This is a genomic window from Paraburkholderia sp. Clong3, from assembly GCF_050436485.1.
Classification (GTDB): Bacteria; Pseudomonadota; Gammaproteobacteria; order Burkholderiales; family Burkholderiaceae; genus Paraburkholderia; species Paraburkholderia tuberum.
Window position 1 is genome coordinate 1,420,362 of the sequence record NZ_JBNDMH010000003.1, and the last position, 11,652, is coordinate 1,432,013.

An 11,652-nucleotide genomic window follows, 5' to 3' on the forward strand; every position below is an offset into this window, starting at 1 on the left:
AGTTTGGCCGAGTCGGCGTGTAACTCAGGAGCGTGTGGAATGTCGCCGCGTTTCGTATTTTCACTCGCAGTCTTTACGGTCTTCGCGGCAGGCTTGGCACAATACGCGGATCAGGCGCTTGGCGCGCTCGGCACCGGAGCAATCAACGTCTGGAACTTAAATTCGGCCGCCATGGATGACGCAGGTGCTGTCAAGTACGTGAAGGACGCGAGCATCGCCTTGATCGGAGTCGGGTGGCCTCTTGCGCTCGGTTTGAATCGCTTTCGGGGGGGGATGCGTACGTTTATTCTGATGTTCTTCACGTGGATTCTTTGCATCGTATCGGTGGGACTCGTGCCGTTCATCGCAGGTTGGACGCCATTGTTCTTCCTACCTGCGGGATTGCGCTGGGTTCTGCTGATTCATGCGTCATTCGGCCTGTTTTTGTTCGCGAGTTTGCTGCCGGCCGAGAAGCAGGGACAAACGGCCCTCGTCCTCGCATTGCTCGCGCTTGCCGCATTGGACTTTTACGTTGTCCTGCGACAATGGATACAACTCGGACAAATACAGCAAGTTCTATTTGCGCAGGATCGGTACACGGGCCTGTTCAGTAACGCGGCGTTAGCAGGCATGTATGCGATTTCGCTTGCAAGCATGGTGCTCATTCTGGACCGCGCCCGGCTGTTGTATCGGCTTATATTGCTCTCCCTCGCAGTCGCGATTGCCGTCTCTTCGGGAACGCGATTCGCTATGCTCAGTATCGCGTCCATCGTCGGCGTAGTGGTTTGGGAAACGCTTGGGGGACGGCTGAGCCGTAATGATCGGATGCTGCTGGTGGTGACTGCGCTACCGATTGCTATTTGCCTCGCAATCGTTGGCTATGCTCACATGGTGGAAGCGGTCGGCCGCGGTGATGTGCTGACTGATCAACTCGACGAAGGCGGTCGTTTATCCAACCTCGGGAAGATAGCGGAGCAGTTGTCAGAGGCAACTCCGGGAGAACTCTTTTTGGGGCGGGGCCTCGGCGTAGGCACGAACACAGCCGTCATGCTCCTCCAGCGTGCGGGCGTCGACCCGGAGCAATACCGGTTCAATCAGATCATCGATAACGCCTTCGTGACGATGCAGTTTCAAATCGGAATTGTGGGTATGCTAATTTTCGCGACGGGTGCGACGGCGTTTTTCTGGCGCATCCGTCCGCGTCATTCGAGGCGTCAGTCAGTTCGATATGTGGTGTTCGTTGGGATCACGATTGCAGCCTGCATGGACGTCAACCTATTCGAGCAGTATCCACTGGTGACGACTCTGATGCTCTGCTTTGGGGACATCTACGGGTGCTCTCTCGGCGCGTATTTGTCCACGCGTCGATCACGTGGCGTTGACTTGCCTGGCACTGAAGCAGGAGTCGCTGACGTGGAGCAGCAGAAATGCTTGTTTTCATAGCGCCTTACAGCGCCTCTAATCGTGGGGCGAATGTGAATCTGGGCGCCGCACGCAAGGTGGAGTTTTTTCTGGCGTTGGCATCGCAACTTTCCAAGGATGTTCTTTTGATCAATACGGGCCACGTAGAGGCAGGATGGTCACGTAGAAAATTTCGGGATTCCGTCATCGGCACGCAACGCATTCGGGAGATTTCGCTTCGCTGCTACCCTGTAAGGCCCATCGGCAAGCTGCTGAACCTCTTCGAAGTCTTGGCGCTGAGCGATGAGATAGCGAAGGTCGGCAAGCCTGAAGCCGTATGGATCTATAACGCGTACGCGTTCGAGTCGATGCTCGCTCGCGTGCTGACGCACCGGTTCGGTGCGCGTCTGATCCTCCAGTTCGAAGATTGGCTGCTTTCTCGTCGCCGCTGGCATCCGAAGCCGTTGCTGGACTTCATCGCATGGCGATATGTGTTACCCGCTCCATCGTTATGTCTTGCGGTTAACGATCACTTATCGACACGCGAACATCAACGCAGCGGTTGTCCCGTGGTGCTGTGTCCGGGCGTGGTGTCGGACGATCTCATTGAAGCTTGTGGACAGCGGCGTCCATTCTCGCGAACGTCAGATGCTAGAACGATAGTTGGCTATTTCGGTGGGCTGAGCGTCGAGAAGGGTGCTGACGTGGTTCTCGATTTGATCCGGAAGTCCGGCGGACGCCTCATGTTTCATGTCTGCGGAACGGGTCCGCTGGCACGCGAGTTCGTAAGGCTGTCCGCCGAAGATTACCCGGTGCACTTCCACGGTCGGGTGGACGAAAGAGTCTTGTTCAAATTGATTTCCGACTGTGACGTGCTGGTGAACCCGCATGTTTCGATAGAGAAAATGGGTAACGGGGTCTTTCCTTTCAAGGTTGTCGAATATGTCGCGTCGGGAAGATTGGTCATTTCCACCGAACTTCCCCCGATGAGCATGAAGGAGATTCACGACGCCATATGCTTTGTTTCCGCGGATGCAAGGTCCATCGCCGATGCGTTGGCAATCGCAGAGCAGACGTATCGCCGCAAACGCATGAGCATCGAGCGGGCAATGAAAGCAGCCGCCCAACTTCTGACGCGAGACGCGCTAGAAAGGTCGATATCCACGGCTTTGAGCAGTCGAATCAAGGACTAGCATTGAACCAATGAAATTGCACTGAGCTAATAGTGCATGGGCAAAATGAATCTGAGCGAAACCGAGCGCGAAGAGCTGATGTCGATGCAGCGCAGCCGCACGATGGCCGTTGGCCAGGTGAGGCGTGCGCGGTTGATCTTGCTGCTCGACGAAGGAGCCTCGCGTGCGGCGATCATGGCAGAATTGCGTTGCGATTCGCGTTTCATTACAACGTGGCAAATGCGTTTCACCAGTGAGCGTCTGGCTGGGTTGTACGGCAGACATCCAGGCCGGGCACCGCGACCTGAGCTGGCGGTTCTTGAAGCGAGAGTGCTCGACTACACACTGCGACGTAAGCCGGCCGACGGCTCGACACACTGGAGCAGCCGCAAACTGGCGGCACAGTTGGGCATGGCCTTCATGACGGTGCAGCGTATTTGGCGCAAGCACGACATTCGGCCACATCGTCTCGATACCCACATGGTGTCCAACGATCCCGACTTTGAGGCGAAGGTAGCCGACGTGATCGGGCTGTACCTCAATCCGCCGTTGCATGCGGTGGTGTTCTGCGTGGACGGGAAGACAGCCATCCAGGCGCTGGATCGCAAGGACCTGATGTTGCCGCTCTCGCCTGGACGCGCCGAGAGCCATGGCTTTAAATACAAACGCAACGGCACCGTGAGCCTGTTAGCCGCATTGAATGTTGCCACCGGTGAGGTGCTGGGAAAAACCGCGCCACGCCATACCAGTGCCCAGTTTGTTGCGTTCCTCACGGAGGTGGTATGGGCACAGCCGCGCGGAAAGGAGATTCACGTGATCTGCGACAACGTGAGCAGCCACAAAACCAACGCCGTTCAAACATTTCTGGTTGACCATCCGAAAGTGTCGATACATTACACCCCGACGTATTCGTCATGGCTGAATCAGGTCGAGAACTGGTTTGCACGCATCCAGCGCGACGACATTGCGCGTGGCGTATTCACGAGCACCAAGGATCTCAACAAAAAGCTCATGTGTTATATCTGTCAATACAACAAGCAGGCGCGCCCATTGAAATGGAAGTACTCCGATCCATCGCGGCGAATCCGGCGCAATTCATCCGGTTCAACGGACTAGGCCGACGCTTTGATCAAGCCGCTCTAACCGGAATGACCTGTCGTGGCCTTGAAAGTGACATGATTTGCTGGCATTGAGGGACAGGAACCGCAGTCGGCAGACGGGTACCCTGGATACCAGGGGCGGAACTTCAATCCGTGGTGCAGGATCGCGCACGCCGCGTGAATGCGTCAGGCGCTGGCGAGCCCGGTACGCTGCACGTTATTCTCGAAGTCGGCGTAGGTTGAGGCGATGCCCTCTCTGAGCGTAATCGTGGGCGCCCAACCCAGAGCGGCGAGCTTCGATACGTCGAGCAACTTTCGCGGCGTCCCGTCGGGCTTCGACGAGTCGAATTTCAGCGATCCAGAAAAACCGACGACATCGCAGATCAGTCGTGCGAGGTCGGCAATCGCTATGTCCTTTCCATATCCGACATTAAACATGCCCTCGACCAGGTCGTTGCTCAGCAGGACGAGAACCGCGGACGCCAGATCGTCTACATGAAGGAATTCCCGTCTTGGCAATCCGGAGCCCCATACCGGGAGCGATTCGAGTCCGTTCAGCTTTGCCTCGTGCGCCTTGCGGATGAGCGCAGCCAGCACATGGCTGCCTTGAAGATCGTAGTTGTCGTTGGGGCCATAGAGATTCGTGGGCATCACCGATATGAAGCGCGTTCCGTATTGTTTGTTATACGCTTCACAAAGCTTGAGACCCGCGATCTTTGAGATGGCATAGGCTTCGTTGGTTTGTTCGAGAGCGCTCGTGAGAAGGTAATCCTCTTTTATGGGCTGAGGGCAAAGCTTTGGATAGATGCACGATGAACCGAAGAACACGAGCTTCTGCGTGTGACTCTTGAATGCAGCATGAATCACATTGGTTTCGATGACGAGGTTCTCGTAGAGAAACGAAGCCGGCTGAGTCGAATTGGCATGAATTCCGCCGACTTTGGCTGCGGCCAGGAGCACGACGTCTATATGCTCTCGAGCGAAAAAATCCATCACGGCGCGCTGATCCAGCAAGTCGAGCGACTGTCTCGAGGCCGTGATCACGTGATGATATCCGGAACTGGCAAGGCGCCGTAGGAGAGCCGAGCCGACCATTCCCTTATGTCCGGCGACATAGATGCGAGAGCTTTTGTTCATGTGAATGGCCAATAGTCGAGAGAGACACGTCGGTCGGAACGTAAGTTGCCCCGCCACTTGATTCAAAGGGCTACGACGTGCGATTTCATCAGCTTAGCAATGCGTATGGACCATTCAAGGTCATGGCGGACGGTGCCAATATATTGGCGCGGTCCGTGTGCGTTTCTCCGCGGTCGTTGCCGAGGATATAAAGATGCGGGAGGTGACGCTGCAACGTAATACCCCGGTCAGCCAACTTCATTCCGTATTCGGCCATCTGACCGTGTGACCGCCGACCCGATCCTATGCTTCGGGGACGCATGATGGACCTCCGTGGGCCAATTTATGTCGTACGCGGCCTTGCTCCCGAAAGGTTCGGTGTGTCGGGATACTAACGGCTCTCTTCGAGGAAAAAAATGGAAGCTCTATCGATAACGGGCAACGCAGAGGTCGTTCATGACTCGAATTTCGAAGTAGTCTCGTTCGAAGGTGAAACGCTCGCCATGATCATCCGGGATTCGTTCTCGAGAAGTGGTGTGAGTTTCTTTACTCCGAAGGAGTTTCCTCAGCAACTCGCGTACATGGAACATCCCGCCGGAAAAGTGATCGACGCGCATCTTCACTGCAAGTTGGTGCGGCAGATCGAATGGACGCAAGAGGTGCTCTTCGTCAAGCGTGGCCGTGTCCTGGTGAAGTTCTATACGCCCGATAAGGACTACCTGTCGAGCCGTGTACTGTACGCGGGCGATGTCATCTTGCTGGCGTCGGGCGGTCACGGCTTCGAGATGCTCGAGGACGCGTCTTTCTTCGAAGTCAAACAAGGGCCCTATATGGGAGAGCAGGAAAAATCGCGCTTCGCGTCCGCAAACCTGAGCCGATGCAGTGAAGCGAGCAACGGCCCAGGCGTCGAGCTTGAAGTTAAGGACGGCGCGCGATGATTCCGGTCAACGAACCCCTGCTCGACGGAAAGGAGCGCGTCTATCTGAACGAATGCATTGAAAGCGGGTGGATTTCGTCGGACGGGGCGTTCGTCGAGCGTTTCGAACGTGCGATGGCGGGTTACGTCGGCCGCAGACACGCGATTGCCGTCGCGAACGGCAGCGCTGCGTTGGACGTGGCGGCGGTGGCTCTGCGGCTCGGTCCCGACGACGAAGTTATCATCCCCACGCACACGATCATATCGTGCGCATCGGCCATTGTTCGCACCGGTGCCCGCTTGAGACTGGTCGACTCAAGTCCGGATACGTGGAACATCGACGTGACGAAGATCGAAAGCGCTATCACGAGCCGGACGCGGGCGATCATGGCCGTGCACACTTTCGGTCTGCCGGTGGACATGGCTCCGTTGCTGGATATCGCAAGGAAATACGGCCTCGTTGTGATCGAAGATGCTGCGCAGGCAATCGGACAAACCTATAACGAAGCGAAGTGCGGCAGTTTCGGCGATATATCGTGCTTCAGCTTCTACGCCAACAAGCACATCACGACGGGGGAAGGGGGCATGATCGTCTGCGACGACGACGAGCTGGCTACGCGCGCGAGAAGTTTGCGAAACCTGTGTTTCAAGCCTGAGAGGCGATTCGTCCACGAAGAGCTTGGCTGGAATTATCGGATGAGCAACCTCCAGGCGGCTGTCGGGCTAGCGCAATTCGAGAAGCTAGATGCGCACATCGCGCGAAAGCGCGAGTTGGGCCGCCGCTACGAAAGCCTTTTGCGGGGAGTGCCGGGAATCGGGATGGCGCCGGTGGCATTGCCATATGCCGAGAATATCTATTGGGTCTTCGGTATGGTATTGGACGACAGCTTGCCCTTTGATGCCGACGAGCTCCGGTCCATGCTGGCGGAGGCAGGTGTCAGCGCGCGGCCGTTCTTCTGGCCGATGCACGAACAGCCGGTTTTTCTCAAGCAAGGGATGTTCAAGGGAGAGAATTTCCCGATTGCCGAACGCATGAGTCGAAGGGGATTGTATCTGCCGAGTGGTCTCGCGCTTACCGAAGCACAGCAGGACTACACGGTGGGCGTGGTGCGCGACATGCTGGCCACCGCCTTTTCGCGAAGTTTCTGCAACAGCAGGTCAAGTTCAGCGCGGTGCTGACCGACTGCTCGCCGCAGCAAATATGGCCCGTCACGCAACGGAACAAACACTTGATCCGGGTGGCAGGTGGTGGCACGCGGCTTTCGGCGAGCCGCTTTGACGCGATGCGCTTAGCCAGCGCAGGACTGCCTGGCGGTTCAGCCTCGACTCATCGACGAGGCTGGCTATGACATGCCATTCGTTGTATTTTCCGACGTTTTCTCGCTCGGGCTGTTTCCGCGCATCACCGTTTTCTCGCGACGAATGTCGCTGAGAGATCGGTAGCACCCAACTCGCCGCCCATGCACTTCAAACTGTCCAGGACCTCGAATCCGCTGAGGTCCAGCATCAGTTCGATCTCGGGCTTGAACATGTAGCGCATCACATGCGTCTCGAGGACAGTTTCGACCGACTGCGTTTTCAAATCCGTTAGCAGGACGGTGTAGTTGAACGCGACAGTATTGTCATGGGGACGCATCGTGGGCTCGGCGATTTGTATCACCGCGGTTTCTTCGCTGGAGGCGCGTTTGATGCGTACGTCGGGCGGAGCGGCGAGGACCGCGGGACCGTACCAGCAATCGAACACGAACAGTCCTGATGGCCGCAGGTGCGTCGCAGCGGTGTGACACATCGCCATGAAATCGGAGTTGGTCGTTTGATAGCTCGCAACATGGAAGAGCGAGACGACTGCGTCGTAGAGTTCATTCGTGCGGACGATCCGCGCGTCGCCTTGCTGAAACGTCAGTCGCTTCGCTACTGCGCCTGGCAGAGTGGTACACCTGGCAGCGGCTCGGGCAAGCATATCGGCGCTCATGTCGACGCCAGAAACACAAAAACCCGCGGCTGCGAATTCCGCCGCGTGGCGTCCGGTGCCGCAACCTAGATCCATCACGTGACCTCCAACTATTCCGTAGCGCCCGAGCAATCCGGTGACAAACGACGCTTCCGCCTTGTAGTTCTTGTCATGATAGAAAAGATCATAGTATTGCGAATATCTCGTGCTGAAGCTCATGAAGCGACTCCATGTCTGGTCGTATGGCGGTGGCGAAGTCACGCGTGACGCGAACGCACTCTTGTTTATTCGAAGGCAACCAAAGCCAAAGCTCAGGGTGCTCATGAGAAAGGGTATCTACCGGGGATTTTCAGACTACATGCATGACCGTTTTCAGCAAGGTGTTGACGGGTCGTTTCCTTGCTGAAGCATTCGCCGTCTGATCGGTCTATCGCTCAGCAAGTCCAGTGGGTCGGGAAACCCTGATGAGCGGCTTTATGGTTTTCACTTTCAGCGCTGAAGAAATCAGACGATGTTTTGGTCTTGTTGATACTGGGAGCGACATTCTCGGCCAGAAACATGCTTTTGGCGGACACCGCGGCAATGGTGGACCGAATATGGCACTAAGCTCACGAGGTCATACGCTTTCCACAGCGTTCCAACGCAAGCCAGAGCAGCGATCTGGAACCGAAGCAAAATGGAGGTAACGGCATGTCCCACGCTACCAGCTTAGGCGATGCAGGAAATAACGGTATTTTCCACCGATTTAAAGAACGCGCGGTCAAGCTCATAGGAATTTTGTTGTACGACGGTTTTTCGCTGCTGGAAGCGGGCACCCTTGCCGAGGTGCTTCATATCGCCAACGAGATTCAGTCTCGCAGTCTGAGAAGAAACGCAACTTACAGCGTCCGTCTAGTCTCTGCCTGCGGTGGGATGATAGCCTGTTCGTCATCCGTTTGCGTTTGGACCGAGCGCCTGGGCGGCCAGCGGTTCCAAGGCTTCGACGCACTGTATATTGCGGGCGGACCCGGCGCAAAGCGTGCAGCCGCCGACGAGGTGCTCATTGGGTTATTGACCATAGCATGTTCGCAGACCGGCGTCGTCAACCCTCTCGGCAACGGCGACTTGCTGCTGGCGGCAGCGGGCATTTCTCGCCGCGATTGGGCTTCGGTCGATCCGGGCATCTGGAGTCCGGAGACGTCTAACGTCGCGGCGTCGACCGAAGGCGGCGATGCGCTGATCAACTCGCTCGCGCTCGTGAAGCGGGACCTCGGATACGACATCGCGACAGCGGTTGCCGATCACTTCACCGTCTCCAAAGATCAGAATTTGACGACCATGCTGAGCACCATGGGAACGAACACGCAGGCGGAAAAGGCACAGGAATCCGCGCGCTGGCTCGAGCGAAATTGCGGACGCCCGGTTTCAATAGGCGACGCGGCTCGTACGGTGGCGATGAGCGAGCGGAACTTCCTGCGTCTGTTCAAGCGCGAGATGGGAGTGACACCGTCGGAATATCTTTTGCGAGCGCGCCTCGATCTCAGTTGTGAACTGTTGGTCAGAAGCGACTTGCCGATAGACAAGATCGCTCGCAGGGTTGGACTGACGAATGGCGAGCGGCTTTCGAAAGTGTTCAGGAGGCAATTCTCGATGTCGGCGACGGAATACCGCTGTCGAAAGAAAAGCGGCGCCACGGCCGATCCTGTGGAGAGGTCCGCTTAGGAGCTGGCCAGGGAAAGTTTCGCCGCGAGACAAGGAGGCCTTCGAATCAGTTGGTCGGCATTCAGATTCAAATATGTTCGAGGAGAAACAGATCTTCGCGCATCTGTTCGCCTCGGAAGCTCGATGTCCGAGGGCCGCGTGAGCGTCAGATGAGCCTTGCACAAGGGCTTTTCTCAGGAAGCCGTCGGACCGGCCAAATACCTGCCTTAATCAGTCACGAACGGCACCAGCAAGCTCGCGCAATCTAAATTCAAACCGAGCGCGAAAACCGTTGTCGAGCGCTGCAATCGTCATATAGATGGCCAAGAAACGTGGAGCGAGGAGTGACGAATTCAAACGGTTCCTTGGAACGGCCTATTCGCATGGTCGCGTTTATAGACTATGAACATACCTCTGGTGGAGGTTATCAGCAGGCGAAGAATGCTGCCTTGCTGCTAAAGAGTCTTCCGCCGGAACTTTGCGCGGTTGAGTTTGTGACGACGCGGCGATCCACCATCGATGATCTGCGACGCAGCGGCATTGAGCCTATTTTTTTTCCGGTGCCCCGCTTGCGCGGACTGGCGGCGAGACTCGGTTCAATATATAGCCGTGGAGGCCCGCGCGCGTTTCTGCGGAAACCGGGCAAGATGGCTTCGGTGGACCGCTTGCTTTCGGTGATGCGCGCGGACATTGCGTACTTCACAACGCCGTCCCGCCTCGCACTGGCGATTGATCGATTCAACTACCTGTTCACCGTTTGGGATCTGTCCCACCGCGACGACGTCGAGTTTCCCGAAGTCCGGATCAAGCACGAATTCGAGCGTCGCGAATTTCTGTACGGATCTGCCTTGAAGAAGGCCTGCGGCATCTTCGTCGATTCGCAGGCCGGCCGCGAGAAGGTTGTCAGGCGATATGGAGTAGACAGCGAACGCGTGCATTTGATGCCATTCTCGCCCGCCCGCGCGACAGTGCTTTCCGAGGAGGCGTACGTGGAGCACTTCGTCGATGTCAAGACGAAGTACAAAATTCCGCGCGATCTGAAATACGTCTACTATCCCGCGCAGTTCTGGTCGCACAAGAACCATGTGTTTCTGTTGAAGGGACTGCACGCGCTGGAGTCCCGCTATGGCATCCGTGTAGGTGCGGTCTTCACAGGAAGCGATTTCGGCAACATGAGATACGTGCGTTCGGTCGCCGCCGATCTCGGTCTGGGCGAGCGTGTGTTCTTTCTCGGTTTCGTTCCGGACGGCGACGTGCCTTACTTGTATCGCGAGTCGATCGCGTTAGTGATGCCCACATATTTCGGCCCGACCAATCTGCCGCCACTCGAGGCGTTCAGTCTGGGCGTACCGGTCCTTTACCCGGACCTCGAGGCGCTGCGCGAGCAAGTCGGCGACGCGGGACTGCTGGTCGATCTGGCTCGGCCCGACAGCATGGCGGATGCGCTTTTCAGTCTGATCGACCAGCCTGCATTGCGCCAGTTGATGATCGAGCGCGGCACGCGGCGTCTTGCGAGCAACGATGACGCAGCCCGCTTGTCGACGCTAGCGCGGGTGCTCGAACGATATCGCACCCGTGCGGTGTGTTGGGGAGAGGAAGTCTGGATGAATTAGAGTACGGTGAGGTCACAGACGAGACGGGCGAGATCCGCGATTGCAGTGTCCCCGTCCGTATCCGATATTGAACACGCCTTCGGCCCCGTCGGCGTCGAGCAAGGCCAGTACGGCGGACCCGGGGTCGTTCTGCAAATCATCGTTGTCGTTCGGACATCACCGATATGTACCGCGTTCCGTGCTGTCGGTTATACCCCTCGCAAAGCTTGAGCCCGGCGACCTTCGCGATAGCGTAGGCTTCGTTGGTATGCCCGAAGCTGCTCGTGTGCAGGTACTCTTCCTTTATGGGCTGCGGGCAACACTTTGGATAAGTGCATGATGAACCAAAGAAGAGCAGATCAGGTGGTGCGTGTGAGACCACCTGGTACCGCGAAACTCGCTTCAGCCAACGTCATGGCATATTCGGTCAACCCGTCTAGTGACCCTGGAACTGCTCCTATGCTTGCAGACGCGTGAGGTCGTTCTCTCTTCATCAAGCGGGGCCGCGTGATGGTCAGGCTCTATGCGGCCGATCGAAAATTCCTGACGAGCCGCGTGCTGTGCGCGGGTGATGTCATCTTGCTGGCGTCAGGTGGGCACGGGTTCGAGGTCATCGACGACGTATCTTTCATCGAAGTCAAGCAGGGCCCCTATGTGGGAGAGCAGGAGAAAGTGCGCTTCACGGCGAACCCATAACCGATGAATCGAATTGGCGATGCCGGGAAGTACGTGTTCGACGCAAGAC

At 57.0% G+C, this 11,652-nt stretch carries 12 protein-coding genes; 9 read left to right on the top strand and 3 right to left on the bottom strand.

Annotated elements, in window-relative coordinates; genetic code table 11:
- The first annotated feature begins 39 nt into the window (after positions 1-39).
- From OKW30_RS29920 to OKW30_RS29930, 3 genes are read left to right on the top strand one after another with little or no spacing between them, the layout of a single operon-like run.
- Positions 40-1,422 carry a hypothetical protein gene (locus OKW30_RS29920; RefSeq protein WP_429348390.1) on the top strand — a complete coding sequence of 461 codons (1,383 nt, stop codon included), beginning with the start codon at positions 40-42 and terminating at the stop codon, positions 1,420-1,422.
- Complete coding sequence (locus OKW30_RS29925; protein WP_429348391.1) at positions 1,407-2,573, top strand: glycosyltransferase; 1,167 nt, start codon at positions 1,407-1,409, stop codon at positions 2,571-2,573. The genes OKW30_RS29920 and OKW30_RS29925 overlap by 16 nt, the downstream gene beginning before the upstream one ends.
- Before the next feature lie 36 nt (positions 2,574-2,609).
- Positions 2,610-3,668: an IS630 family transposase gene (locus OKW30_RS29930; protein WP_429348392.1), complete on the top strand. Its 1,059-nt coding sequence runs from the start codon at positions 2,610-2,612 to the stop codon at positions 3,666-3,668.
- A 170-nt stretch (positions 3,669-3,838) separates the two neighbouring features.
- Here the strand turns inward: OKW30_RS29930 and OKW30_RS29935 are convergent, their stop codons facing one another.
- A complete protein-coding gene (locus OKW30_RS29935; RefSeq protein ID WP_184071409.1) occupies positions 3,839-4,789 on the bottom strand; it encodes a GDP-L-fucose synthase family protein in 951 nt (316 codons plus the stop codon).
- Between the two features lie 395 nt (positions 4,790-5,184).
- Between OKW30_RS29935 and OKW30_RS29940 the strand changes: the two genes are divergently transcribed.
- Together OKW30_RS29940 and OKW30_RS29945 are read left to right on the top strand one after the other, a co-directional pair.
- On the top strand, positions 5,185-5,706 hold the full coding sequence (locus tag OKW30_RS29940; protein WP_187630376.1) for a hypothetical protein: 522 nt from the start codon (positions 5,185-5,187) through the stop codon (positions 5,704-5,706).
- Complete coding sequence (locus OKW30_RS29945) at positions 5,703-6,863, top strand: DegT/DnrJ/EryC1/StrS family aminotransferase (protein ID WP_429348393.1); 1,161 nt, start codon at positions 5,703-5,705, stop codon at positions 6,861-6,863. Before OKW30_RS29940 ends, OKW30_RS29945 begins: the two co-directional genes overlap by 4 nt.
- A 223-nt stretch (positions 6,864-7,086) precedes the next feature.
- Here OKW30_RS29945 and OKW30_RS29950 read toward each other — a convergent pair whose 3' ends face one another.
- A complete protein-coding gene (locus tag OKW30_RS29950; protein ID WP_184071403.1) occupies positions 7,087-7,854 on the bottom strand; it encodes a class I SAM-dependent DNA methyltransferase in 768 nt (255 codons plus the stop codon).
- A 245-nt stretch (positions 7,855-8,099) separates the two neighbouring features.
- On the opposite strand from OKW30_RS29950, the gene OKW30_RS29955 reads away from it, so the two are divergent.
- The 3 genes from OKW30_RS29955 to OKW30_RS29965 all read left to right on the top strand — a co-directional run bounded on the left by OKW30_RS29955 (position 8,100) and on the right by OKW30_RS29965 (position 10,928).
- The gene (locus OKW30_RS29955; protein ID WP_184071401.1) at positions 8,100-8,321 is read left to right on the top strand and encodes a hypothetical protein; all 222 of its coding nucleotides are present in this window, start codon (positions 8,100-8,102) and stop codon (positions 8,319-8,321) included.
- A 4-nt stretch (positions 8,322-8,325) separates the two neighbouring features.
- Positions 8,326-9,336 (top strand): GlxA family transcriptional regulator, encoded by a 1,011-nt coding sequence (locus OKW30_RS29960; RefSeq protein WP_187630353.1) that lies wholly within the window; start codon positions 8,326-8,328, stop codon positions 9,334-9,336.
- Positions 9,337-9,659: 323 nt separating this feature from the next.
- Positions 9,660-10,928: a glycosyltransferase family 4 protein gene (locus OKW30_RS29965; protein WP_429348394.1), complete on the top strand. Its 1,269-nt coding sequence runs from the start codon at positions 9,660-9,662 to the stop codon at positions 10,926-10,928.
- 136 nt (positions 10,929-11,064) lie between these two features.
- On the opposite strand, the gene OKW30_RS29970 is transcribed toward OKW30_RS29965, so the two are convergent.
- Positions 11,065-11,289 carry an NAD-dependent epimerase/dehydratase family protein gene (locus tag OKW30_RS29970; RefSeq protein ID WP_429348395.1) on the bottom strand — a complete coding sequence of 75 codons (225 nt, stop codon included), beginning with the start codon at positions 11,287-11,289 and terminating at the stop codon, positions 11,065-11,067.
- 128 nt (positions 11,290-11,417) lie between these two features.
- Between OKW30_RS29970 and OKW30_RS29975 the strand changes: the two genes are divergently transcribed.
- Entirely contained in the window at positions 11,418-11,603 is a 186-nt protein-coding gene (locus OKW30_RS29975; RefSeq protein WP_429349191.1) for a hypothetical protein, read from the top strand.
- Positions 11,604-11,652: the final 49 nt, after the last annotated feature.